This window comes from Mesorhizobium sp. B2-3-4, from assembly GCF_006442315.1.
Classification (GTDB): domain Bacteria; phylum Pseudomonadota; class Alphaproteobacteria; order Rhizobiales; family Rhizobiaceae; genus Mesorhizobium.
On the sequence record NZ_VFVY01000025.1, the window covers coordinates 75072 to 97303 of the forward strand.

Annotated in this window: 25 protein-coding genes; 11 read left to right on the forward strand and 14 right to left on the reverse strand. The window is 65.5% G+C overall.

The features are described from left to right. Positions 1 to 13 precede the first annotated feature (13 nt). Positions 14 to 457, forward strand: coding sequence for a cytidine deaminase (locus FJ967_RS29230; RefSeq protein ID WP_181176189.1), 444 nt, complete (start codon positions 14 to 16; stop codon positions 455 to 457). Positions 458 to 512: 55 nt separating this feature from the next. Here FJ967_RS29230 and FJ967_RS29235 read toward each other — a convergent pair whose 3' ends face one another. Then, a complete protein-coding gene (locus FJ967_RS29235; protein ID WP_140735778.1) occupies positions 513 to 809 on the reverse strand; it encodes a DUF1236 domain-containing protein in 297 nt (98 codons plus the stop codon). Positions 810 to 1589: 780 nt separating this feature from the next. Here FJ967_RS29235 and FJ967_RS29240 point away from each other — a divergent pair. Continuing rightward, positions 1590 to 1817 (forward strand): polymerase, encoded by a 228-nt coding sequence (locus FJ967_RS29240; RefSeq protein WP_140735779.1) that lies wholly within the window; start codon positions 1590 to 1592, stop codon positions 1815 to 1817. A gap of 114 nt (positions 1818 to 1931) precedes the next feature. Further along, positions 1932 to 2138 (forward strand): hypothetical protein, encoded by a 207-nt coding sequence (locus FJ967_RS29245; RefSeq protein ID WP_140735780.1) that lies wholly within the window; start codon positions 1932 to 1934, stop codon positions 2136 to 2138. A 104-nt stretch (positions 2139 to 2242) separates the two neighbouring features. Here FJ967_RS29245 and FJ967_RS29250 read toward each other — a convergent pair whose 3' ends face one another. Together FJ967_RS29250 and FJ967_RS29255 are read right to left on the reverse strand one after the other, a co-directional pair. After that, on the reverse strand, positions 2243 to 4159 hold the full coding sequence (locus tag FJ967_RS29250) for a diguanylate cyclase (protein WP_140735781.1): 1917 nt from the start codon (positions 4157 to 4159) through the stop codon (positions 2243 to 2245). Between the two features lie 173 nt (positions 4160 to 4332). Continuing rightward, on the reverse strand, positions 4333 to 5235 hold the full coding sequence (locus FJ967_RS29255; RefSeq protein WP_140735782.1) for a LysR family transcriptional regulator: 903 nt from the start codon (positions 5233 to 5235) through the stop codon (positions 4333 to 4335). A 92-nt stretch (positions 5236 to 5327) separates the two neighbouring features. Between FJ967_RS29255 and FJ967_RS29260 the strand changes: the two genes are divergently transcribed. Next, on the forward strand, positions 5328 to 6209 hold the full coding sequence (locus tag FJ967_RS29260) for an aldo/keto reductase family oxidoreductase (RefSeq protein WP_140735783.1): 882 nt from the start codon (positions 5328 to 5330) through the stop codon (positions 6207 to 6209). Positions 6210 to 6528: 319 nt separating this feature from the next. After that, positions 6529 to 8388, forward strand: coding sequence for an alpha/beta fold hydrolase (locus FJ967_RS29265; protein ID WP_181176190.1), 1860 nt, complete (start codon positions 6529 to 6531; stop codon positions 8386 to 8388). Between the two features lie 28 nt (positions 8389 to 8416). Here FJ967_RS29265 and FJ967_RS29270 read toward each other — a convergent pair whose 3' ends face one another. Then, positions 8417 to 9478, reverse strand: a complete 1062-nt coding sequence (locus tag FJ967_RS29270; RefSeq protein WP_140735785.1) for a hypothetical protein — start codon at positions 9476 to 9478, stop codon at positions 8417 to 8419. 77 nt (positions 9479 to 9555) lie between these two features. Here FJ967_RS29270 and FJ967_RS29275 point away from each other — a divergent pair, with 77 nt between their 5' ends. Further along, the gene (locus FJ967_RS29275; RefSeq protein WP_140735786.1) at positions 9556 to 10752 is read left to right on the forward strand and encodes a cytochrome P450; all 1197 of its coding nucleotides are present in this window, start codon (positions 9556 to 9558) and stop codon (positions 10750 to 10752) included. A 61-nt stretch (positions 10753 to 10813) separates the two neighbouring features. Here FJ967_RS29275 and FJ967_RS29280 read toward each other — a convergent pair whose 3' ends face one another. Beyond that, positions 10814 to 11527 (reverse strand): hypothetical protein, encoded by a 714-nt coding sequence (locus tag FJ967_RS29280; RefSeq protein WP_140735787.1) that lies wholly within the window; start codon positions 11525 to 11527, stop codon positions 10814 to 10816. Between the two features lie 204 nt (positions 11528 to 11731). Between FJ967_RS29280 and FJ967_RS29285 the strand changes: the two genes are divergently transcribed. After that, positions 11732 to 12490, forward strand: a complete 759-nt coding sequence (locus FJ967_RS29285) for a pseudouridine synthase (RefSeq protein WP_140735788.1) — start codon at positions 11732 to 11734, stop codon at positions 12488 to 12490. A gap of 15 nt (positions 12491 to 12505) precedes the next feature. On the opposite strand, the gene FJ967_RS29290 is transcribed toward FJ967_RS29285, so the two are convergent. From FJ967_RS29290 to FJ967_RS29300, 3 genes are all read right to left on the reverse strand, one after another. Continuing rightward, entirely contained in the window at positions 12506 to 12907 is a 402-nt protein-coding gene (locus tag FJ967_RS29290; RefSeq protein WP_140735789.1) for a hypothetical protein, read from the reverse strand. Positions 12908 to 12994: 87 nt separating this feature from the next. Then, positions 12995 to 13408: a hypothetical protein gene (locus tag FJ967_RS29295; protein ID WP_140735790.1), complete on the reverse strand. Its 414-nt coding sequence runs from the start codon at positions 13406 to 13408 to the stop codon at positions 12995 to 12997. Between the two features lie 38 nt (positions 13409 to 13446). After that, entirely contained in the window at positions 13447 to 13713 is a 267-nt protein-coding gene (locus FJ967_RS29300; protein ID WP_140735791.1) for a hypothetical protein, read from the reverse strand. A 96-nt stretch (positions 13714 to 13809) separates the two neighbouring features. Here FJ967_RS29300 and FJ967_RS29305 point away from each other — a divergent pair, with 96 nt between their 5' ends. Continuing rightward, positions 13810 to 14211: a VOC family protein gene (locus tag FJ967_RS29305; RefSeq protein ID WP_140735792.1), complete on the forward strand. Its 402-nt coding sequence runs from the start codon at positions 13810 to 13812 to the stop codon at positions 14209 to 14211. A gap of 1 nt (position 14212) precedes the next feature. Here FJ967_RS29305 and FJ967_RS29310 read toward each other — a convergent pair whose 3' ends face one another. Next, a complete protein-coding gene (locus FJ967_RS29310) occupies positions 14213 to 14794 on the reverse strand; it encodes a histidine phosphatase family protein (RefSeq protein WP_140735793.1) in 582 nt (193 codons plus the stop codon). A gap of 268 nt (positions 14795 to 15062) precedes the next feature. On the opposite strand from FJ967_RS29310, the gene FJ967_RS29315 reads away from it, so the two are divergent. Next, positions 15063 to 15512 (forward strand): universal stress protein, encoded by a 450-nt coding sequence (locus tag FJ967_RS29315; RefSeq protein WP_140735794.1) that lies wholly within the window; start codon positions 15063 to 15065, stop codon positions 15510 to 15512. A gap of 16 nt (positions 15513 to 15528) precedes the next feature. Here the strand turns inward: FJ967_RS29315 and FJ967_RS29320 are convergent, their stop codons facing one another. Beyond that, positions 15529 to 16434: an AraC family transcriptional regulator gene (locus FJ967_RS29320; protein ID WP_140735795.1), complete on the reverse strand. Its 906-nt coding sequence runs from the start codon at positions 16432 to 16434 to the stop codon at positions 15529 to 15531. A 206-nt stretch (positions 16435 to 16640) separates the two neighbouring features. On the opposite strand from FJ967_RS29320, the gene FJ967_RS29325 reads away from it, so the two are divergent. Continuing rightward, entirely contained in the window at positions 16641 to 17216 is a 576-nt protein-coding gene (locus FJ967_RS29325) for a DUF308 domain-containing protein (protein WP_140735796.1), read from the forward strand. A gap of 37 nt (positions 17217 to 17253) precedes the next feature. On the opposite strand, the gene FJ967_RS29330 is transcribed toward FJ967_RS29325, so the two are convergent. Both FJ967_RS29330 and FJ967_RS29335 read right to left on the reverse strand, forming a co-directional pair. Beyond that, entirely contained in the window at positions 17254 to 18003 is a 750-nt protein-coding gene (locus FJ967_RS29330) for a sulfite exporter TauE/SafE family protein (protein WP_140735797.1), read from the reverse strand. A gap of 44 nt (positions 18004 to 18047) precedes the next feature. Further along, entirely contained in the window at positions 18048 to 18257 is a 210-nt protein-coding gene (locus FJ967_RS29335) for a hypothetical protein (RefSeq protein WP_140735798.1), read from the reverse strand. Between the two features lie 125 nt (positions 18258 to 18382). On the opposite strand from FJ967_RS29335, the gene FJ967_RS29340 reads away from it, so the two are divergent. Beyond that, the gene (locus FJ967_RS29340) at positions 18383 to 19255 is read left to right on the forward strand and encodes a LysR substrate-binding domain-containing protein (RefSeq protein ID WP_140735799.1); all 873 of its coding nucleotides are present in this window, start codon (positions 18383 to 18385) and stop codon (positions 19253 to 19255) included. Positions 19256 to 19261: 6 nt separating this feature from the next. On the opposite strand, the gene FJ967_RS29345 is transcribed toward FJ967_RS29340, so the two are convergent. Together FJ967_RS29345 and FJ967_RS29350 are read right to left on the reverse strand one after the other, a co-directional pair. Continuing rightward, positions 19262 to 21346: a tetratricopeptide repeat protein gene (locus tag FJ967_RS29345; protein ID WP_181176191.1), complete on the reverse strand. Its 2085-nt coding sequence runs from the start codon at positions 21344 to 21346 to the stop codon at positions 19262 to 19264. A gap of 103 nt (positions 21347 to 21449) precedes the next feature. Beyond that, positions 21450 to 22229: an ABC transporter ATP-binding protein gene (locus FJ967_RS29350; RefSeq protein ID WP_140735801.1), complete on the reverse strand. Its 780-nt coding sequence runs from the start codon at positions 22227 to 22229 to the stop codon at positions 21450 to 21452. Positions 22230 to 22232: the final 3 nt, after the last annotated feature.

Consider the following 22232-nt stretch of genomic DNA (forward strand, 5'->3'; position numbering starts at 1 on the left):
TACGGAGAAACCGATGCAGAAGACCAGCTTCGACAGACTTTCGAGCGCCGACCAGGCACTCGTCACCGCGGCGGCGCAAGCGCGTGAAAAGGCCTACACACCCTATTCCAATCACAAGGTCGGCTCAGCCGTGCGCACCGCGTCGGGCCAGGTGTTTTCGGCCAGCAATGTCGAGGTCGTCACCTTGCAGCAATCGGTGCATGCCGAGCGCAACGCGGTGATGCAGATGGCCGCCGCCGGCGAACGCCAGATCGAGGCCATCGTCTGCCATGGCCCCTATTCGGGCGTGCCCTGCGCGGAATGCAGGCAGGTGATCTGGGAGTTCTGCTGCGACGATCCCCAGGTGAAGATCATCGGCTCGACCCTTGACGGCGAGATCGAGCTGATGACGATCGGCGAGATTTATCCGAGCCCCTACGGGCCGGGCACCAAGGGCATCGACCCACGCAAGTTCTGATTGCCTGGGCACGCTCCAGCCGGCCCGCCACGCTCAAGCGGCGGGCCGGGCGCCGTTACTGGATGATCTTGATGATCTTGTGGGTGCCGGGGTCGACGATGACGGTCCGGTCGTCGATCACGGTGTAGCGATATTTGACGTTGGGGACTTCGTGCAGCTCGACCGTGTCGGGCAGAGCCGTGCCGATGTTGAGTTCCACGCCGGGAACCTTGACCGAAGCCAGCGGCTGCTTCTTCACATATTCCTTGATCACCGTCTCCTGCTCGGGCTGGACGATGATGTCTTCGGCGGCGGCCGCACCGACACCGGCGAGCAGCAGGGCGGCGGCCATGGCGGCGAGATTCTTCTTCATGAGTTCCTCCATCTGGAAGTTGCACGGCACAGGATTGTCGCCGCGCCGAGGGTCGAACTTCAGCCATGGTTGAACGTTCCCGGCCTGGGCTTCGGTCCTGCCTGCCCCGGACTTAAGCCCAATCAAAAAACGCAATAGTCCGGCCAAGGCGGCCGCCGGGAACAGCCATCTTTTGCGCTCGTTGTCGCTGCAAGTTCAGGCATTGGTGCAGCAACGTCCCTTCCTGCGCCAATAGGGTTCGCCCACCGCTTCCAGGCCGTGGGCGAACCCTCAATCCCCCGGCGGGGACCGGGAGGTGAGGTGGATCCGATGTTCAGCGACAAGGAAACAAGACTTGTCGAGGCGGTATTGCTGCTGGCGGTGCCGCTATCGGCCTTGATCGCCGTTTTGCTCGTCAGCGTTACGGTGAGCTGGTAGCTGCCTTCATCGGCAATGGGGAGGTTCGGCGCGCTTTCCGCCAGCCCGTTGATTGGGCATTGCCTTCGCCGCGTGGTCAACGCTCTGCCCTGCCCGTGGAAATCGCGGTCCGCCTGTGAGGCTTTCCCTGCAGGAGCCCGGCCCGCTTTGGCGGAAGATGCGGCACGTTGGCGAGCAGGCCGGGCTGTGCCCCGGCTGCCCCGCTTGGGGGAGGCTCGGCCGATGCCTGGGCAAGATGTGCGTTTGTCGTTCCATCCGCAACCCGGACTGAGGTCCGAAGTCGCGACGCATTGGTCCCATGTGCCGAACATCGCCCGCCGATGTTCGTTGCGACGACAGGCACGTCATCTTGAGGAGGAATACATGCAGCCCGGTGAAATCCTCGCCAACATCCTGGCCACGCTCCTGGTGGTCTGCTTTCTCGCCAGCACGTTCTTCCTTTTCGGCAAGCCGCTCTGGCCTGGGCAGCATGCCCGCATGGTCGTCATCGTGCCGGTCGACACCATGACGACAGCCTCGACCGGCCGCGGCGGCAAATCCTTTCTTCCCGACACTTTCGACACCGGCCTTGCCCATCCAAGGCCGTCCTGACGCCGCGTCACGCGGATGCGCCACAGCCAAGCCGGCTTCGCGCGATCCGCCCGGAACCAAAGCGACCGGCAACGGTTTTCCAATGGAAGGGACCGTAACCACGGAAGCGGAGCAATGGAACTTTTCACCTTGGAACTGGCTACGGCGAGGCAGCGCCTCAATCGGGCGGAACTCGCTCTCGAGCGGGCAAACGCGATGCTGGACGAGGACTGTGGTGTCGGTATCAATTTGAGGCTTTGCGACAGGATAAGAGCCGCGCGGCAACGCGTCGGCGAAGCGAAGGCCCGCCTTGTGAATCTCGGCCCCGCCAGCACGGATTGAGCTGGATCAGGCTGAAGCCCGGACGCTGCGTTCGCCAGTTCAATCCCATCGAATTTGCCTGGAAGATGCGGCCCTGGAAGAACCGGCCCCGGAACCGGCAAGCTTCACGTCTTGCGCCGTGTACCGGTCGAGCGTTGATCGCTGAGATGCGGACGCCAGCCATGCACCCTGTCGCGTCCGGCGGCCTTGGCGCCGTAGAGCGCCTCGTCGGCGCGCCGTAGCAGTTCGGCGATCTCCATCGCGGCGGCGCCCGCGTCGAAAGTGCCGACACCGATGCTGACGGTGACGATGCCCTTCTCGCTGCCCGCATGCGCGAGCGCGAGGTCGCGCACCTTGCTCCTCAGGTTTTCGGCGATGACAAAGGCGCCCCGCGCGTCTGTCTCGGGCAGGACAAGCGCGAACTCCTCGCCGCCATAGCGGGCCGCCGCGTCGCCCGGCCGGCGGGCCGTCGCCTCGATGGCGCGGCTCACGGCGCGCAGGCATTCGTCGCCCGCCGGATGGCCGTAATGATCGTTGAAGCGCTTGAACCAGTCGACATCGATGATCAGCAGGCTGAGTGGCGTCGTGGTGCGCCGGGCGCGGGAAAATTCGCGCGCCAGCGCTTCGTCGAAGGCCCGCCGCGTCAACAGTTCGGTCAGCCCGTCGCGATGCGCCAGAAGGTTCAGCTTCTCGTTGAGCGCCAGAAGTTCGGCCTCGACCTGCTTGGCCTCGGTGATGTCGGAAAACACGCTGAGGCTGCCGCCGTCGCCGGTCGGCCGGGTGCGCACGTCGAGCCAGCGCCCGTCGGCGAGCCGGACCTGGCGGTGGCTGACAAGCTTCTGCGAGGCCATGATGTCCTCGATCCAGTCGTCGACCGCTTCCGGCGGCGTGATCGCTTCACCGCGTTGCGCGGAGGCGCGCAGGATGTCGCGGTAGTCGGCGCCGGGCACCCTGATGTCGGCCGTCTTCGGAAACAGCGCGCGGTATTGCGCGTTGCACAGCATCAGCCTGCCCAAGGGATCGAACATCACCAGCCCGTCAGCCATATGCGTCAGCGCATCGCCGAGCCTCGCCTGGCTCTCCGCCAGCTCGGTCTCCAACTGCTTGCGCTGGGTGATGTCGCGATTGTGCGTGATCAGGCCGACGACCGTCCCCGCCTTGTCGCGGAACGGCGCCTTCAATGTCGCCAGCCAGCCTTCAGTGCCGTCGTCGTGGTGAAGGCGCTGTTCGATGGTGGACGCGGCGCCCGATTTGAGCACGGCAAGTTCGTCCTCGCGGAATTGCTGCGCAGTATCGCGGGGATAAAAATCGAAATCCGTCTTGCCGATCAGCGCCCTGGCATCGGCCGCGTGCATCAGTTCAGCCGTTGCCGGGTTTGCGACGATGAACCTTCCGTCGAGATCCTTCACGTTCAGGCAATCGGGCAAGGTCTCGACCACGGCCTTGAAGATACGCCGCGACTGCAAGGCTTCGAGGCGACGCCGCTCCTGGTGGAGCGTGAGCCCGGACAGCGCGACCGAAACGAAGATGAGCAAGGTGGAGGGCAGCGCCACTTTTGGCAGAACCATCTCCACGACGGAATGCGGCAGCACGCTGAGACCAAGCAGCGATCCGGCCGCGGTTGCCGCGCCGAGGATCATGATGTCCGACATGGCGGGCGCACGGCCCCTGAGCGCCAGGTTGCCGGCAACGCCGACCAGCATGGTGGCCGCGATCCCGACTGCGCCGGCGAAGGCGCCGACGCCGCCCGCGAAAGTCCGGTAGGCGCCGGCCATGACCCCCGCGACGATGCCGGCGACAGGCCCGCCGAAGAAGCCGGCAACCGCAATCATCGTCGCCCTGAGATCGACCAGCACCCCCGGCTGCAACTGCATGGGCGTCAGCATCAGGATGATGGCGCCCGCACCCATCAGCAGGCCGAAGGCCGCCGCCTTTGCCGCGGCCGGCCTGCGGTCCAGCCACACATGCGTGTGAATCCAGACCGAAACAAACATCGCGACGACCGCGAGATTGGCCAGCAATTCGGACCAGGGCGAACCCATTTTCTTACGCGTCCCCCTTCATTTTACCTCTCGAGGGTGCATCGGGCGTTGGCGAAACCGCCCTTGTGGATACGTCGGGCAAGGAAACAAACCGTTACGGATCGCGCTTGGATTGTCCGGATGTGGCTGCAAAGCGGGCCCTGGAAGCCGCTAGCCCATCCCGGTTGCCTCCCTCACCAGCGCATCGCGCCGACGAAATCGATGAAGGCGCGCAGCGGCGCCGGCGTCAGGCGGCGGCCGGGATAGTAGAGGAACGGCCCTGAAAACTCCTGCCACCAGGGCTCCAGCACCGGCTCCAGCCGACCATCGTCGAAATAGGGCAGCAGCCAGTCCTCGAACAGCGAGACGATGCCGCCGCCGGCGACCGCCACTTCGAGCGCGAGCGCCATTGCCGTACCCGTGCTGACCAGCAGCGGGCCGGTCGGCTCGACGCTCACCACCTCGCCGTCGCGTTCGAACTCCCAGGGCGGCGTGAAACCGCTGGCGAAGCGGCCGCGCAGGCAGGCATGGTCGAGCAGGTCGCGCGGATGGCCGGGCCGGCCGCGCCGGTCGAGATAGGCCGTCGCGGCGGCGGTGGCGAAGCGCTGCCGGCGCGGGCCGATCGGCACGGCGATCATGTCCTGCTCCAGCCGCTCGTCATAGCGGATGCCGGCGTCGCAACCGCTCGCCAGTATGTCGACGAAACTGTCCTCGGCGGTCACTTCCAGCCTGATGTCGGGATAGGCGGCAAGGAAAGGCGGCAACAGGCGCGGCAGCACCAGTTTCGCCGCCACGACGGGCACGTTGAGCCGCAGCGTGCCGGCCGGGCGGCCGCGAAAACCGTTGACCACGTCGAGCGCCGCCTCGACTTCGCCGAGCGCGGGGCCGAGCCGCTCAAGCAGGCGTGCGCCGGCCTCCGTCGGCGCGACGCTGCGCGTCGTGCGATTGAGGAGCCGCACGCCGAGCCCGCTCTCCAGCCGCCGCACCGTCTCCGAGAGGCTGGAAGCGCTGACGTTTCCCATCCGGGCCGCCTCGCGAAAGCCGCCCGCGCGCGCCACCGCCATGAATGCCTGGAGATCACCAAGATCCGTTGCCATTGTTCGCCACTCCGCACAGCCTGTGTCGATTGCACCATATTATCGTGCGGATCCCGGCCGTCTATATTGGTCCTATCCAAAGGAGAAAGATCATGACGGACATCAGCAAGGCCGGAAGTTTCAAGCTCGGCGACCGCACCGTGAAGCGCCTCGGCTACGGCGCCATGCAATTGGCCGGACCCGGCGTCTTCGGCCCGCCGAAGGACCGCGACGCGGCCCTTGCCGTGCTGCGCGAAGCCATTGCCAGCGGTGTCGACCACATCGACACATCGGATTTCTACGGCCCGCACGTCACCAACCAGATCATCCGCGAGGCACTGCACCCCTACCCCGCCGGCCTGACCATCGTCACCAAGATCGGCGCCCGGCGCGACGACAAGGGCGCCTGGCTTCCAGCGATGGCGCCCGAGGAACTCAGGCAGGCGGTGCACGACAATCTGCGCAATCTCGGCCTCGATGCGCTCAACGTGGTCAACTTCCGCCGCACCGACGGCTTGCATGAGCCGTCCGAAGGCTCCATCGCCGGGCAGGTCTCGGTCCTGGCCGAGCTGCGCCAGCAGGGCCTGATCAGGCATATCGGCCTGAGCAACGTCACGCTTGCCCAGGTCGAGGAGGCGCGCCGCATTGCACCCGTCGTGTGCGTGCAGAACCTCTACAACATCGCCCATCGCAACGACGACGCGCTGGTCGATGCCCTTGGCGCCGACGGCATTGCCTATGTGCCGTTCTTCCCGCTCGGCGGCTTCACGCCGCTGCAGTCGGACACGCTGGCCAATGTCGCGCAGAAGCTCGGCGCGACGCCGATGCAGGTGGCGCTGGCCTGGCTCCTGCGCCGCGCCCCCAACATCCTGCTCATCCCCGGCACCTCCTCGGTCGGGCATCTCAGGGAAAACCTGGCGGCGGCCGAACTGGAGCTGCCGGCCGACGCGCTCGCCGTGCTGAACGGCATCGGCGCCGAGGCCAAGGCGGCCTGAGCCGCGCAAACGAGCACACGTCAAGTTCAGGAACGGGGTTTCGAAGTCGAGAAAAGACTTCGAAACCCCGTTCCTGTCCCGTCATTTGCAATGGACTTTGGCTTCATCTGGGATAAGATGTATAAAATCTGGTCACAGTAAGTATTTGGCGGGGAAGCAAGAGACCGATCCTGGCGGGGCATCGAAGCCAGAACCGGAACGCAAGGCGCTGGCTGGGGTCCGGCGCGAACGGTCGCGAGAAGCTCGAGCAGAACCCGGCGCGGAGCCGTGAGACTGGCTCCCGCATGGCATGAGTCATTGCCGAAACGGGGGGACGGGCATGTCGATCGATGGCTTCACGCGCGGTGTCGAGAACGCCGACAAAGCTCCGGTTCTGGTCGTCATCCTGCATGGCTGGCGATCGACGCCGCAAATGATGGAAGGTGTCGCGCAAGCCAGCCGCAGGGCGCTGGGAGCGGATGCCAGCGGCAAGAAATACCGCGTCGACACCTATGTTCCGCTGTTGCCCTATCATCGGGCCCTCAGCACGAAACGGGCTGTCGACATCGTCCTCGACATACTGCGCGCCATCGACGAAATCGACAGGCAGGGCGGCTATGCGCGCATTGTCCTTGCCGGGCACAGCATGGGTGCGACGATAGCGCGGCGGGTGTTTCTCGTCGCCGCTGCCAATCTTCCCGAGATCCAGTCCGAAAAGAAGCTGGGCAAGGAGACGCCGCGTGCATGGGCCGGCAAGGTCGACCGGATCGTGCTGCTGGCCGCCTTCAATCGTGGCTGGCACATATCGCAGCGCCTGAGCTGGAAGTATTCGATCGGCCTCAACATTTGCGGGCTGCTCGGGCACCTCGCGCCCAGAAGCGGCTGGGTACCCACCATCTTCGACATCAGGCTGGGTGCTCCCTTCATGGTCCAGACGCGCCTGCACTGGCTGGCCTACCGCCGCCAATGCCTTGTAACGGCCGCCGGCAATGCCACGCCGCTGCCTGCCGCGACCCAGCCCGCGACGCCACCGCCCGAACCCATTCTGATCCAGCTCCTCGGCAGCCGGGATGATCTGATATCCCCGTTCGACCAGGTCGACATTGCCGTCAACGGCAATTCATCGGACGAGCGCACCTACTACCTGATCCAGTTCGAGGAAACCGACCACAACACCGCCATCCGCTTTACCGGATCCGAGGCGGCCGAGGCCCGCGGCAACCTGTTTGTCCGCGCGCTGGCCGATAGCCCGGCCGAACTGGGCAAAATCGCCTTGAAACCCGAGTTGCTGATCGACGAGATCGACAAGCCGGACGATACGGTCGAGCAGACCGTGTTCGTCATCCACGGCATTCGTGACGACGGCTTCTGGACCCATCGCGTCGCCGAAAGGGTGCGCGCGCTCACCAACCCGCCGATGATCTCCCGCGCGTGGACGCCAAGCTATGGCTATTTTGCCATGCTGCCCTTCATCCTGCCCTGGATAAGGCGCCAGAAAGTGGAATGGTTCATGGACCAGTATGTCAGCGCCGTCGCGCAATATCCGCGCTCGATATTCCACTATGTCGGCCATTCCAACGGCACCTATCTGGCAGCGAAGGGGCTTGCCGATTATCCCGCCTGCGCTTTCACCAACGTGCTGTTTGCCGGCAGCGTCGTGCGCAGCGACTACGACTGGAAGACACTGGTCGAAAGAGGTCGGGTGGCACGCGTTCTGAACGTCGTCGCCAGTGCCGACTGGGTCGTCGCCCTGCTGCCCAAGAGCCTCGAACATTTCCGCAAGTTCGACCTCGGCGGAGCCGGCTTCGACGGCTTCAGGCAGGCGAAAAAGGCGGCCGCGACCCATCCGGGCATCGCGGAACGCGAATTCGTGCGGGGCAGCCACGGCGCCGGCATCGCCGAGGGGCAATGGGAAAACATCGCGCAGTTCATCGTCAATGGTCACATACCGACCGGCGACGACCCCGCTTTCGTCAAGCGACAGCCTCGCTGGCTCAAGGCCTTGTCGGATACCCGCGCCACCTTGTGGGTGGCCGCGGCATGCTTCGGCCTTGCCGTGCCGGCGGCGATCGTCTCGTCGCGGCTGGACGCCTGGCTCGGCCTGCCTTCATTGGCCTCGCTGCCCAACGAAGACGTGGTGCGGGCAATCGCCCTGGTCATCTATCTTCTCGTGCTGAAATTCATCATCACGCGCGTTTGAGGAGTGCCTTGCCTGGCGCGCCGAGGCGTCACTTCCGCTTGAACATGCGCGCCAGCCGCTTTTTCAGCGGCCGCAGCGACAGGCGCCGCCTGAGCGAAAACCCCGCTATGCGCCGGCGCACCGCCCGCATGGCGTCGGCATGGGCGGCATCGACGCTGATGCCGCCGTCGCCGAGCAACAGGTCCGGGCCTGAGGCCGGCCGCATGATGCCGCGCAGCGCCCGGGCGTGCATGGTGGCGTAGCGGCTGTAATCCGCGCCCGGATCCCAGCCCGCCGGCCGCGACATGACGGTCGGATTGTTGTTGATCTCGAACGTCTGGATGCGGCCGTCGACGATGCAATAGTCGATGCGGCCGTAATCGATGCCCGCCACCGCGAAAATCCGGTCGAGTTGCGCGGCGTGCGGATTCTCCTCCGCATAGGCGCGGCTCTCGGCCCGTTCGGCGTCACCAAGGATGGCTTCGGCGAACTTGATGTACCATGAATGGCTGCTGAAGCAGTGCTGCGCATAGATGTCGTCGCCAACCTTGAACGCCGAATATTTGCGGAACCGGCCGTCGGCCGATGGTGCGGCGCCAAATTCAACGATCATGACGTCGGGATTTTCCCGGACGGCACGCGGCATCGCCGCGATCGCCTTTTCCAAACCGTCCGCACTGTCGATCAGCCCGGTCAATGGCGGATCGTGCCTGCTCTCCCAGCGCAGGAACACCGGAAAGCGCCCGATCTCTCCGCGCTGGTCGAGGCGATGCACGTCGAAATCGTTGAAGCCATTGGCTTTCAACCGCTTCAGCAGGTCGAAACGGCCGAGCACGGCGGCTGGATTGTTGAGCAGCGGCAGGTCGGGATTGAGCCTGGCAATGCGGGCATAAAGCGACGTCACGTCCTGCATCTGAGGAGGAAGCAGCCTCTCAAAATCCGTGAAGATGAACGTGCCGGGCGCGACGGCCCCGAGCCTCGCGACATGCTCATAGGGAATGATCCGCACCTTTTCGCCAAGTCCATGGTCGTAATAGCCAAGCAGCACGCCCATCGTGTAAGCGTGTTGGCGGGTGCAGAAATAATAGATCGGCCCCTGGGCGATGGTCATGGGCCGCCATCCAGGGACGCGTGCGGCGGGACCGGCCCGGCCGGCAAAGTGGGGTTCTTCGAAAGACAATGCATGCCATGCCTTCCTCCGCCGCCACATCCGGCGCCGTCGAGCATCCCTGGCACGGGGTCCGCGCCGGCGCTTTCAGGGGAGCCGTGGACACCTATGCGCTCCATGATGAAATGCGCCGGCTGGCCCCCGTCTGGCAGGCGCCGTGGGGCGATGTCTATGTCACAGGATACGATCTCGTCTCGGGCAGTCTCGGCGATCGCAGGCTCTCGCATGTGCCGCCGGGCAGCGATGCCAGCGGGCCGGGTTCGGCCATACGCGACTGGCTGATCTACCAGGAAGGCGCGGCCCATGCCGCGCTGCGCCAGGCCTTGCGGCAACCCTTTGTCGGCAAGGGCATGGCGGCCCTGCGCCCGGTGGTCGCGCAAGCGGTCGAGGAATGCGTCGGCGCTGCCGCCCTGTCGGGTCCGGTCGATGTCGTCGCCGCCTTTACCCGCGCCATCCCCGAACGCGTCATCGGCCGCCTGCTTGGCGTGCCGGACGAGGACATGCCGCTGATGCGCGCCTGGTCGGTCGCGGTCCGCACCATGCTCGATACCGGCTTCGACGATGCCTTTGACGGCGGCGCCAACCCGGCCGACGAGATGTCCGGCTATTTCGTGGAGCATCTGCGCCACCTGCTCGCGGCCGGGCGCCTGCCGCCCTTGCTGACGGGCCTGCCGGCCGTGGTCGATGCGCTGGGCCTGACGGCGGCCGGCCGCAACATCGCATTCCTTGCCTTTGCCGGCCATGAGACGACGGTGCACCTCATCGGCAACATGCTGTTCCACCTTGCCCACCAGCCGGACCAGTGGTCGGCGCTGCGGGCCGACCGACGGCTTGTCGCCAACGCCGTTGCCGAAACGCTGAGGCTGGAAAGCCCGGTGCAGAAGATCTGCCGCTGGCCGCTCGAGCCGGTGGTCCTTGGCGGCCGGCAGATCGCCAGGGACCAGATGGTCGTGCTGCTGGTCGGGGCGGCCAATCGCGATCCCGCCCAGTTCGCCGATCCATCGCGGTTCGACCTGCGCCGCGCCGCCAGGCAGAACCTCGCCTTTGGCCGGGGCGCGCATGTGTGCATCGGCAGGGCGCTGGCCGAGATGGAAGGCAATGCCGTGCTGGAAGCCGCGCTCGCCCGCTGGAAAACCATCGCGCCCGTCGCCTGGCAATGGCTGGACAATTCCTCCATCCGTGGCCTGGATGCGCTGACCTTGCGCCTGGCGGCCTGACCCGCACAGTCCCCGCGAAACCCGGGGCCGAGGGACCAGGCCGGCAATCCGTGCTTCGGCCTCAGCGGCCATCGCTCAACCCCTCGGCAAAACTCCTCGCGCCATAGCGCTTCAGATTGCCGGTTTCGAGTTCGGTCAGGCAGGCGAGTTCGACCCCTCTGAAATGGTCAGGGTTGGCCCTGACGAAAAAGGCCGCCAGGGGATTGTGGGCCGCCGTTTGCCTTGCGTCGGCCCATCGTTCCCGAAGATGGCCCTGCGATGGACCGAAATCGATGAGCCCGGTCGAAGGATCGAAATAGTCGCCATAGCGGGCGCAGGCTATCGCATTGCGGATTGCCAGAAGGCCGGGCGCTCCCTGGCCTTCGATGGCGGGAACGAACTCGTGGAAGAAATCGGGCAGGATGCGAAACGTGCGGTGCCCCTTGATGATGGGAAACCAGAACAGCCGGCCGTCGACCTTTGCCTTGGCCGCGCCCGCGGCGCGGAAAAAACCTTTCAGCAGCACGGGATTGCCCCAAAGCGAGGCGTGCAGGACGGTATCCCCGGAGAAAAGGTAATGCACCGTCTCCGCGCCGATCGCCTGCCGGCTCACGAGATAGGTCGAGAAGCCGATGACCTCGCGGCCGAGGCGGATCAGCACGACGGCGTCCTTCTCGGACAGGTCGCGCTCGAAAAGGTTGCGGTCGATCGCTTCGTAATAGGTCTCGTAGAGGGCAAACATCCGGGCGCGATCGACCGGCGCCAGTTCCGCGACCGGTATCGTCAGCGACTCCAAGGATTCCGTCTGGCCCGCACCAATTCCCAAATAGTCTGCCCGCCCTATCAGACTCGATCTAACGAATATCAGTCTCCGCTTGAAAAGTTCAACCCGATCCCTGACGTTTCCTTCCCCGGGCCGTCCAGCGGCATCGGTGGCGCCGCTTGCGGTGCCCACTTGCCCCGTGGCATCTGTCGGCTGAAAGGGATCATCGGCAAAACCATGGCAGCACGATCACCACCGCCCGGCAGGCCACGCGGCGCCGGGCCTGCCGGCGTCAGCCTGAACCGCGCGCTCTCGAAGCTCGGCCTGTGCTCGCGCACGCAGGCGCAGGTGCTGATTGCCGAGGGCCGCGTGCGCGTCGGCGGCAAGGTGGTGCGCGATGCCGCGCTTCGCGTCGACATGAACCGCGACCGCATTGTCGTCGACGGCGATGCGGTCGTTGCCGGGCGCAAGGTCTATGTCATGCTCAACAAGCCGCGCGGGTTGGTCACCACGCGCGACGATCCGCTAGAGCGCGACACCGTCTATGCCTGCCTCGAAGGGCTCGATTTGCCCTATGTCTCGCCGGTCGGCCGCTTGGACAAGGCGAGCGAAGGCCTGCTGTTGATGACCAACGACACACGTTTTGCCAACCGGCTGATGGATCCGGCCTCGCATCTGCCCAAGACCTATCACGTGCAGGTCGCCACGGTGCCGGATGACGCGATGCTGAGCAGACTGCGCGCGGGCGTCACCGTCGACGGCGAGACGCTCGGCGCCAGTTCGATCGGTCTCCTGCGCAGCGGCGGCCGCACCGCCTGGCTGGAGGTCGTGCTCGACGAAGGCAGGAACCGCCACATCCGCCGCCTGCTTGCCGCACACGGCATCGAGGTCAAGCGCCTCATCCGCATCGCCATCGGCGGCCTGCCGCTGGGCGACCTCGCCAAGGGCGCCGCGCGGCATTTGACGCCCGGGGAGTTGGCATTGCTGACGCGGTGAAGAGCGTCGAAGCCTCTATTGGACGTCGATGCTGACGACGGCCTGATGCGCATTGCCCATATAGGTGTGGACCGAAAACGTGACCTGGTCGCGTCCCTTGTATCCGGGGTTCGACCGGTAAAGCCCCTTGATGCCGTCGACCTTGTGGGCGTTGCATTTCCAGCGCTCGTTCGATTTGGCGAAACCGGTGTAGATCTTGGCATGCACGAGCCTGACCTTGCCGTGGCTCGGACCCGCGATGATCCTGACATCGTTCGCGCCGGCGCTCGAACAGTCGGCATTCAGGCTGACATCCCTGAAAATATAGATCTCCTGTCCCGAAAGCGCCGACTTTCCATAGCTTTCCGCCGCTGCCGGCCAGGCGGCGCCTGCCAGAACCGCCAATACCGTTATCAAACCTGTCGTTCGGCGCTTCATGTCAACGATCCTCCTGGCTGCACGATTTGCCGCCCGCGGCGGCATGCGGGCGGCTATTGCCGCGCCGCCCTTACGGCGGAAAGCCCGCTACTCGACCTTGATGTTGGTGACATAGGTGTAGGCGTTGCCGCTATAGGTGTGAACCGAGATGGTCACCTGGTCCCAGCCCTTGAAGCCAGGGCTCGACCTGTAGAGCGCCTTGATGCCATTGACCTTGTGGGAATTGCATTTTGCCCGATCGTTCGACTTGCCGTAATGCGTGAACACCTTGTCGTGGACGAGTTTTACATTTCCGTGGCTTGGGCCGGAGACCACCCTCACATCGTCCCTGCCCTCGCTGGAACAATCCACGTTCAGGCTCGCGCCGCCGAAAAAATAGACATCGTGGCCGGAAAGCGCTGTCTTCTGATAGGTGAACGAACGGTTGGAAGCAGCCGCCGGACTGGCCGCGAAAGCCAAAAGCGCCAGGCCCGTCATGATGCTTGTCGCGCGGTGAGACATGTCTTTTCCCCCGGTTTCAAAATTTTCCACCGGCGATTTTATGACGCCCAAAGCAAGGCTCCAATCACGGAAGCAGCCACGCCAATCAATTCATGGTTATCAGAATAAAATCGAGAAAATCCCCGCAGGACGCCCGTATCAATACTCCACCCGGCTGAATGGCAGTATTCCTGTCGAAACAACACCATGCAAACCGGCAAGCCGCAAAATACACCAAGAACAGATTGTCGATTGTGCGGCTTGATCACCTGCCGATGATTCCTCCCTCGCGCTGTCCAGGCGCCGGTCAGGCCCGAATAGACCATCGTATTCCCTCTCCTGACAGAAAGCTGGCAGGAGACCTGGGCTATGCATTGGCCGGGAAGCCCGCTCGCGGCTTCAGCGTTGAAGGAGCCAAGGCCATGAATTTCGTCTCTGTCCGCATCATCACGTCGGATGTCCAGCGCCTGGTGCGTTTCTACGGTGAGATCACCGGCATGCCGGTGACGGTGTACACGCAAGACTTCGCCGAACTGGCAACGCCGGCCTGCACGCTGGCGATCGGCAGCACGCGCACCCTGATGCTGTTCGGCGGCGACATCGCCCGCCCGGCCGACAACCACACCGCCATACTCGAATTCCGCGTCGCCGACGTCGACGCCGAATTCGCCCGGCTGTCGGATCTCATCAAGAAGACGACCGTGCAGGAGCCGACCACCATGCCCTGGGGCAACCGCTCGTTGCTGTTTCGCGACCCCGACGGCAATCTGGTGAATTTCTTCCAGCCGGTCACGGCGGAAGCCATCAGGAAGTTCGACAAATGACCTATTTCAGGTTCCACTTGCGCACGACCGGCTCGGTCAGGTCGTGCTCGTAGCCCAGCACGCTGAGGCTGGCCGTGTCGAGCACGAACAGCGCGCCGCCTTCCGGCGCCAGGCCGAGCCAGCGGGCGGCGAGCACGCGCAGGAAATGCGCGCTGGAGAAGATCAGCACATCGGCATTGGCCTGGCGCAGCGCGGCGATGATCCTGTCGGCGCGCGCACCGACATCGGCCGCCGTCTCGCCTTGCGGGCAGCCATCGTGAAACACGTTCCAGCCCGGGCGCCCGGCCAGGATCTCCTTGGTCGTGCGCCCCTCATAGGCGCCGTAGTCCCACTCCTGCAGGTCGTCCATTTTGACGCAGCGATCACCGAAGCCGGCAAGCACGCTGGTGTTGTAGGCGCGCTGCGAGGGGCTCGACCACACCGCCGGGAAAGACAGGCCATTCAGCCGCTCCGCGACGCCGCGCGCCGCCGCCTCGCCCGCCGGCGTCAGCGGCATGTCGGTACGCCCGGTATGCTGTCCCGAAAGGCTCCACGCCGTCTCGCCATGCCGGACCAGATGGATTTGCGGATACGCGCTGCTCATGGATACCCCTCAAAGTCGCAGGCACCTTAAAGGACGATGCGGCAAAGGGAAATCCGCTGGCGCGCCGCGTGCCATGCCTCTTCATAGGTTGGCGCCAACGATTGACTGCCCGAGACACCAGCGTCTGGATATCAAGCCGCCTGGCTGGCCCTGATGCCCGTCGCATTGGCACAATGAACGAGCGCGGCGCGTAACTATATCCATTGCATAGGCATCACCGGGACGCGTCCACGCAACGGATGGTCCTCACATCACGGGCAACATCATCATGTACAAACATCTGCTCATCGCCACCGACGGCTCGGAACTGGCCGACAAGGGCGTCGCTCACGGCCTCACCCTGGCCAAGGGCATCGGCGCCGCCGTCACCTTCGTCACGGTTTCCGAGCCCTACCCCATCTTCGCCTGGGGCGGCGCCATGGCCGGCTATGCCGCGGGCGACGAGTTGGTCACCTACAAGGAAGAGGCGAGCCGCTACGGCAAGGAAGTGCTCGACAAGTGCAAGGCGGCCGCCGACGCCGCCGGCGTGTCCGCCAAGGTTATCCATGTCGAGGACAAGAGGCCCGCCGAAGCCATCCTGGAACTGTCGCAGGCGCAAGGCTGCGACCTGATCGTCATGGCCTCGCACGGTCGCCGCGGCCTCGGCAGGCTGCTGCTGGGCAGCCAGACGGCCGAAGTGCTGTCCTACACGGAAATTCCGGTGCTGGTGGTGCGCTGACTTCGCCCGCCTTCGATCAGGGCTGCCTCGCGGGTCCATCCGCCAGGGCGTATTCGACCCGTGGCGGATGCCCGAAGAGCTGCTTGTAGGCGCGGCTGAAGGCGGCCTCGGACTCGTAGCCGATGCGCAGGCCGATCTCGCCCACGCGCGCGTCCCGCCTGGCCAGGAGGTCGCGGGCCAGCCCCAGGCGCCATTCGTTCTGGTAGCGCAGCGGTGAGCGCCCGACGAGCGCCGTGAAGCGCTCGCAGAAGCTGGAACGCGACATGCCGGCCTTGTCGGCCAGTTCAGTGATGCTCCAGCGCTGCAGCGGCCTTTCGTGGATGGCCTTCAGGGAGCGGGCGATGCGAGTATCCGAAAGCCCGCCGAGCCAGCCCGTGGCATGGCCTTCATGGACCCAGCTGCGCAAGGTGCGGATGACCATGAGATCGATGATGCGCGAGATCATCAACGCCGCGCCAGGTTCGGCGCCGCTGGTCTCGACCATCAGGAAAGGCAGCATTCCATCGACCCACCCTGCCCCCTCGGCACGCCGGATGTGGATGCATTGCGGCAGAGCGAAGATCATCCCGCGAAGACTGTCGGGATCGAACCAGAAGCGGCAGGCGACGATCGCCGCTTGCGGATGCGCCGCCGCCAGCCGCGACGCGCCGGGACCACGGGGCAGGAGCAGGAGGTCGCCTGCCTCGATGATGGCGGGGGCCTGATCCTCGCTCTCCATGCGCAGCGCGCCGGCGGTCACCACGACGATATGGGCCTGCCCCTCGTCGAGTTCGAGCGATTCCGGCTCCTCGAGCGCGCGTGAAAAAACCTCGTCCCCGGTAAGCCTGATCTGCGCCAGCACATGCGAGAGAAGGTCGCTGGAGACGCCGGCGCGGGGGGCCCCATCCGGAAGAATGGTCAAATTTTCAGGCGATTCAATCATGGATGCAACCGGCCGGCTCTCATACATTCCTTGGCAAGGATAGCGCATTTCTCGCTGACTATGCGCTGTTTTCGCCCTGGATCAAAGACCTTCCCGCAAACTCAGACGCGAGATCGGGCTGTTCCAATCATCCAACCCCAGGCACGATCAAGCGGGTCAACCCGCGGCCTCGGCTTCGGGCCGTTCCAACAAGACAGGAAATTCCAATGAGCACTCAAACCCTACAGGCGCCCGATGGCGCCGCCGCCTCGCAATGGCTGAAGTCCTATTATTTCATCCGCGCCGGATTTTCGGTCGCCTGGGTGGCGGCCGCCTTCACCATCGGCAAAAACGCGCCGCCGGTCGCCGCGCTGCTCCTGGTCGCCTATCCCTTGTGGGACGCGATCGCCAATGTTGTGGACGCGCGGCGCAGCGGCGGCCTGAAGGCCAATCCCAGCCAGACGCTCAACGCGGCGGTCAGCACGATCACGGCCGTCGCGGTCCTCATCGCCCTTGGACAGGGTCTGCACGCGGTGCTGGCGGTGTTCGGGGCATGGGCCATCCTGTCCGGCCTGTTCCAGTTTGCCACCGGCGTGCGCCGCTGGCGGGCGGGCGCACAATGGGCGATGGTGCTGAGCGGCGCGCAGTCGGCCCTTGCCGGCGGCTTCTTCATCAAGCAGGCGATCGGCGCGGCGATGCCCGGCATCACCGACATCGCACCTTACGCCGCATTCGGCGCCTTCTATTTTCTGGTCTCGGCCGTCTGGCTGAGCGTCGTGCAGGCACGCAGGCGCGCGGCCTGATGGGTGCGTGCGTCGGAACTGGCCGGACACGCCCGGCCTAGAGAACAGCCTCCAGCGCAAGATAGGCCCCAAGCGCCAGCAGGCCGGCGAAGAACACCGTGCGGAAGGTTTCGACGCTCATTTTCCGGCGCAGCGCCTGGCCAACGAACATGCCGGCCAGCGCCGGAGCCAGCGCCAGGACCGAACCCGCCAGTTGCGCCGATGGCGAGACCAGCGCGCCGGTCCTGAACACTCCGATGCCAAGGGCCACCGTCGATACGGTGAAGGAGAGGCCGAGCGCCTGGATCAGGTCTTCCCTGCCCAGCCGCAGGGATTGCAGATAAGGCACCGCCGGAATGACGAAGACACCGGTGGCGCCGGTGACCAAACCGCTCGCCACCCCGACCAGCGGCGATAGCCAGACTTCGTGGCGCGAAGGCGTGGTGAAGCCGGCCCTGGCGAGGCCGACAAGCGCATAGAGCACCAGAGCCACGCCAAGCCCGGCCTGGGCGATCGTGGTGTGCGCGCCGGCCAGCAGGCCGGCGCCGGCGACGGTGCCGAGGACGACGCCGGCCATCATCGACGACAGCCTTTTGCACAAGCCGCCGAAGGATGGGCCGGTGAACAATTGCCACAGATTGGTGACCAGCGACGGGATCAACAACAGGGCGGCGGCCTGCGCCGGCGGCATGGTCACCGCCAGCAGGCCCATCGCAACCGTCGGCAACCCCATGCCGACGACGCCCTTGACGAGGCCGGCGGCGAGGAAGACGGCGCCGACGAAGGCGATGGCGCTAACGCTCAGCATGGATGGACACTCAGCACGGGTAGGCCCCGGACACGCAAGGTCGCTCAATCATGCAACAGCATATCGCTCGCCTCGGCATCCCGATCGGGTTTTGCCGGCGTGGCATCATGGCTGACCGAAGCCGCAGCCACGGCGCATCCCGGCGAACCGGGCCGCGCCTGCGCCACGGCAAGCGAGGCCACCGCGACTGCCAGCACGATCGCCGCGCTTTCGAGAATGCCGAGCCCTTGCCGGCCTGTCGCTTTTTCGGTCATCGCACATCTCCATTGCAAATGATTTGACGGATGCGCGGGCCGCCCACAATGTGGAAGTTGCGCTGTCAGCCTTCGCTCTGGACGAAGGCTGAGCCCAGGCGCGGCACGATTTCCGGGAGCGAGAAATGCGCTTCGACCTGACCGATCTCCGGCTTTTCCTGCTGGTCGCCGAACGCGGCAGCATCACGCATGGCGCCGAACTCGCCGGCCTGGCGCTTGCCTCTGCCAGCGCGCGCATCAAGGGCATGGAGGACAGCCTCGGCGCGCCGCTTCTGGAGCGGCGCCGGCGCGGCGTCGTACCGACGGCGGCCGGGCAAGCGCTGCTCCACCATGCGCGTGCGGTGCAGAACCAGATCGAGGCGATGGCCGGCGACCTCGGCGCCTATGCAACGGGCCTGCGCGCCCGCGTGCGGCTGATGGCCAACACGGCGGCGACCAGCGAGCTGCTGCGCGAAGCGCTGCCGGCCTTCCTGGTCGCGAATTCCGGGATCGACATCGACCTCGAGGAACGCCCCAGCCATGAGATTGCCGAAGCGGTGGCAAGCGGTGCCGCCGATCTCGGCATCGCCGCCACATGGGCGGGGCTTGCGCATCTCGAGCAGAGACCCTTCTTCGTCGACCGGCTCGTGGTGATCGCCGCGCGGAACCGACCCGGCCTCGAAGGGCAGACCGTCGGCATGGCCGATATTCTGGGCGAGGCTTTCGTCGGCTTGAGCGCCGGCCATCCCCTGCAGGAGCATATCGCCCGCCAGGCCGCCCGGCTCGGCGGTCACCTGCACTTTCGCATACGCGTGCCCGGCCTCGACAATGTCTGCCGGCTGGTCTCGCAGGGCGCCGGCATCGCCATCGTGCCCGAAAGTGCGGCGCGCCACGCCGCCCGCACGCTGCGCAGCCTGCGGCTCGGCGATGACTGGGCAACGCGCCAGCTCAACCTGTGCGCCCGCAATTTCGAGGCGCTGACGTCGCAGGCGAAACTGTTGGCGGCGGCGCTGGCGTGAACCGCCCTACGGCGCCTTGCCCATCGCCCGCACGGCGGCAAGGGCCGCCGTGTATTCGGTGAAATCGCGGGGACAGTCGCGCAGCGCGAGCTGATAGAGGCGCAAGGCCTCTTCATCGCGATGCTGCAGCCGCTGGAACTCCGCCACGAAGACACGCGCCTCGCACAGATGCTCGTTTTTGGTCATGGCGTCGGGACCGTCGGCGGCGGCCAGCGTCGCTTCGGGCGTCTGCCGCCCAAGGAACATGCGAACCACCGGCGCCGGCCATTTGGCCGTGTCGAGCCTGACATTGCCCAGATTGGCCGGCAGCCCGTTGTGTCGTCGCGCAAGATCGATCCACATCGCGTAATAGGCATTGTATTCGCCGTCGGGATCGATCGCGGCGGCCTGTTCGAAATCGGCCTGCGCCTTTTGCGGCGAACCGGAATAAAAGTTCACCAGCCCCCGGTCGCCATAGGTGCCGGCATCCCTGGGGTCGAGGCGCAGCGCCTGGTCGTAGTCGGCGAGCGCCTGGTCGTATTGCGCCTTGTACATCCGCACGAGACCGCGGCATGCGAAGGCCGAGGCATCCTTGGGGCCGAGGCTGACGGCCTTGTCGCAGTCCGCCAGGGCCCGGTCATAGTCGGCCCTGTAGAGCCGGACACGGCCCCTGCCGCCATAGGCGCCGGCATAGTCGGGTTCGAGGCTGATCGACTGGTCGTAGTCGGCGATGGCCCGGTCGTACTGGCCCTTGCGTGCCCACAACCAGCCCCGGCCCCTGTAGGCAACGGCGTATTTCGGGTCGAGGCGGATCGCCTGGTCATAGTCGGCGATCGCGCTGTCGTACTCGCGCTTGCGGCTGAACACCCAGCCGCGGTTCCTGAAAGCAACGGCCATGTCGGGCTTGATCATGATGGCGACGTTGTAGTCCGAAATGGCCCTGATGTAGTCGCCCTTGGCCGCCCAGGCCCGGCCTCTGTCATTGTAGATCCAGGCATCTCCCGGCGTGATGATGATCGCCTGGTCGTAGTCCGCGATGGCGCGGTCGAAGTCACCCTTGTCGGACCAGATCACGCCCCTGTTGTAATAAGCCTCCACATAATTTGGATCGAGCCTGATCGCCTCGTTCAAATCCGTTATGGCGCGGTCGGGGTCCTTCTTCAGCGACCATGTCCAGCCGCGTGCGTTGTAGGCCACCGCATCGCCGGCATCGACATCGATGGCCTGTCCGTAATCGGCGATGGCACGGTCGTAGTCCTTCCTGCCGCGCCAGACGTCGCCGCGGTCGCGGAAGGTCGCGGCATCCCTGGGATCGATCCTGATCGCTTCGTCGTAGTCCGACAAGGCGCGGTCGGTGTCGCCCATCTTCTTCCAGGCATTGGCGCGCCAGCGATAGGCCTGGACATGGTTCGGGTTGAGGCTGATCGCCTGGCTGTAATCCGCGATGGCGCGTTCGGGATTGCCCTTGGAGGTCCAGGCCAGCCCGAGATTGTAATACTGGTCCGGATCCTCGGGATCGAGAAAGATGGCCTGGTTGTAGCTGGTGATGGCCTGGTCGTAGTCGCCGGTGCGCAGATACGCGTTGCCGCGCACATTATAGACGGCGCTGTTTCCCGGATCGAGGCGGATCGCCGCGTCGAAATCCGCGATGGCCTTGGCATAGTCGTGCTTGATGTCGCTCCAGATCATGCCCCGGTTGCCATAGGCAATGGCGAGTTGCGGGTTGAACTCTATCGCCTTGTCATAATCGGCCAGGGCGCGGTCGTAATCCTGCTTGTGCCCCCAGGCCAGCCCCCGGTTGTTGAAGGCGTCGGCGTCCTTCGGATCGATCATGATCGCCTCGCCGTAATCGGCAATGGCAAGATCATAGGCGCCCGTGTCGGCCTGGGCGTTGGCGCGGTTGAAAAAGGCCAGCGCCCGGTCGGCCGAAGCGGTCGCCTTGTCGTCGATGACGCTTTTGCAGGCGGCAATCCGCTTGGCGGTATCGAGCTTGTCGTTAGCGCAGTCCTCGAGGCCCCCGGCCATGGCTGGAAGACCAAGCGCAAGCAGGATAGCGGCACCGGCGAATGCCCGCCGCACAGCCGAAACCGGTCGCTGAAATCTATGAAGCATCATGTCAGCCGGATCTGTGTCGCAATTGCAGGTTGTTGGCCTTACGCCGACTTGATCAGGCAAATTCCCGATCGCCGCAAGCCACCGCCAAAAAGAAATCCGCTCAGCCGGTCTCGATCTCCGCCACGCAGGCGACGTGCCCGCCCGCGCGGATCAGCCGGATCGGCACGCCATAGGCGCGTGACAACACCGCTTCGGTCAGGATTTCGCCGGTCGCACCAAGTTCCGGCGGATGCCCCGGCGACATGACCAGCGTACGGTCGGCCAGCGCAAGGGCGTGGTCGGGCGCGTGCGTGGTGAAGATGACGGCAAGACCGCTCGCCGCCAGGCGCCGCACCAGCGCCAGGAAGCGGGCCTGGTTGGCGAAGTCGAGATGCGCCGTCGGTTCGTCGAGGATCATCAGCTTGGGCGCCTGCACCAGAACCCGTGCGATCTGCACGAGCTGACGTTCGCCGCCGCTGATCTCGGAATAGGCGGCATCGATGAGATGGGCGATGCCGAGCGTGGCCAGCGCATCGCGCGTCATCCGCGCCGCCTCCTCGCCCGGTGCATCGAGCAGACCGAGATGCGGCGCGCGTCCCATCTCGACCACGGTGCGCACGGAAAAGGCGAAGACCGTCTCGTAGCTCTGCGGCACCAGCGCCAGCAGCCGCGCGATCGCCGCGCGCGACAGCGAGGCGATCGGCTGGCCTTCGAGCCGCACCGTGCCTGCGCTCGGCGCCGCCAGTCCGGCGAGGCAGCGCAGCAGCGTCGACTTGCCGACGCCGTTGGGCCCGAGCACGCAGACCACTTCACCCGCCGCGACATCGAGGCCCGTGCCTGAAAACACAGGCATGGCGCGGCCGGCATAGGAAAAGCCGAGATCGGTGGCCGACAGGATCATGCC

What these genes read in the sequence shown, in the direction of transcription:
- FJ967_RS29230 (WP_181176189.1), top strand. Translation starts at nt 14, where the DNA reads ATGCAGAAGACCAGCTTCGACAGACTTTCGAGCGCCGACCAGGCACTC.
- FJ967_RS29235 (WP_140735778.1), bottom strand. Translation starts at nt 809, where the DNA reads ATGAAGAAGAATCTCGCCGCCATGGCCGCCGCCCTGCTGCTCGCCGGT.
- FJ967_RS29240 (WP_140735779.1), top strand. Translation starts at nt 1,590, where the DNA reads ATGCAGCCCGGTGAAATCCTCGCCAACATCCTGGCCACGCTCCTGGTG.
- FJ967_RS29245 (WP_140735780.1), top strand. Translation starts at nt 1,932, where the DNA reads ATGGAACTTTTCACCTTGGAACTGGCTACGGCGAGGCAGCGCCTCAAT.
- FJ967_RS29250 (WP_140735781.1), bottom strand. Translation starts at nt 4,159, where the DNA reads ATGGGTTCGCCCTGGTCCGAATTGCTGGCCAATCTCGCGGTCGTCGCG.
- FJ967_RS29255 (WP_140735782.1), bottom strand. Translation starts at nt 5,235, where the DNA reads ATGGCAACGGATCTTGGTGATCTCCAGGCATTCATGGCGGTGGCGCGC.
- FJ967_RS29260 (WP_140735783.1), top strand. Translation starts at nt 5,328, where the DNA reads ATGACGGACATCAGCAAGGCCGGAAGTTTCAAGCTCGGCGACCGCACC.
- FJ967_RS29265 (WP_181176190.1), top strand. Translation starts at nt 6,529, where the DNA reads ATGTCGATCGATGGCTTCACGCGCGGTGTCGAGAACGCCGACAAAGCT.
- FJ967_RS29270 (WP_140735785.1), bottom strand. Translation starts at nt 9,478, where the DNA reads ATGACCATCGCCCAGGGGCCGATCTATTATTTCTGCACCCGCCAACAC.
- FJ967_RS29275 (WP_140735786.1), top strand. Translation starts at nt 9,556, where the DNA reads ATGCCTTCCTCCGCCGCCACATCCGGCGCCGTCGAGCATCCCTGGCAC.
- FJ967_RS29285 (WP_140735788.1), top strand. Translation starts at nt 11,732, where the DNA reads ATGGCAGCACGATCACCACCGCCCGGCAGGCCACGCGGCGCCGGGCCT.
- FJ967_RS29290 (WP_140735789.1), bottom strand. Translation starts at nt 12,907, where the DNA reads ATGAAGCGCCGAACGACAGGTTTGATAACGGTATTGGCGGTTCTGGCA.
- FJ967_RS29295 (WP_140735790.1), bottom strand. Translation starts at nt 13,408, where the DNA reads ATGTCTCACCGCGCGACAAGCATCATGACGGGCCTGGCGCTTTTGGCT.
- FJ967_RS29300 (WP_140735791.1), bottom strand. Translation starts at nt 13,713, where the DNA reads ATGGTCTATTCGGGCCTGACCGGCGCCTGGACAGCGCGAGGGAGGAAT.
- FJ967_RS29305 (WP_140735792.1), top strand. Translation starts at nt 13,810, where the DNA reads ATGAATTTCGTCTCTGTCCGCATCATCACGTCGGATGTCCAGCGCCTG.
- FJ967_RS29310 (WP_140735793.1), bottom strand. Translation starts at nt 14,794, where the DNA reads ATGAGCAGCGCGTATCCGCAAATCCATCTGGTCCGGCATGGCGAGACG.
- FJ967_RS29315 (WP_140735794.1), top strand. Translation starts at nt 15,063, where the DNA reads ATGTACAAACATCTGCTCATCGCCACCGACGGCTCGGAACTGGCCGAC.
- FJ967_RS29320 (WP_140735795.1), bottom strand. Translation starts at nt 16,434, where the DNA reads ATGATTGAATCGCCTGAAAATTTGACCATTCTTCCGGATGGGGCCCCC.
- FJ967_RS29325 (WP_140735796.1), top strand. Translation starts at nt 16,641, where the DNA reads ATGAGCACTCAAACCCTACAGGCGCCCGATGGCGCCGCCGCCTCGCAA.
- FJ967_RS29330 (WP_140735797.1), bottom strand. Translation starts at nt 18,003, where the DNA reads ATGCTGAGCGTTAGCGCCATCGCCTTCGTCGGCGCCGTCTTCCTCGCC.
- FJ967_RS29335 (WP_140735798.1), bottom strand. Translation starts at nt 18,257, where the DNA reads ATGACCGAAAAAGCGACAGGCCGGCAAGGGCTCGGCATTCTCGAAAGC.
- FJ967_RS29340 (WP_140735799.1), top strand. Translation starts at nt 18,383, where the DNA reads ATGCGCTTCGACCTGACCGATCTCCGGCTTTTCCTGCTGGTCGCCGAA.
- FJ967_RS29345 (WP_181176191.1), bottom strand. Translation starts at nt 21,346, where the DNA reads ATGCTTCATAGATTTCAGCGACCGGTTTCGGCTGTGCGGCGGGCATTC.
- FJ967_RS29350 (WP_140735801.1), bottom strand. Translation starts at nt 22,229, where the DNA reads ATGATCCTGTCGGCCACCGATCTCGGCTTTTCCTATGCCGGCCGCGCC.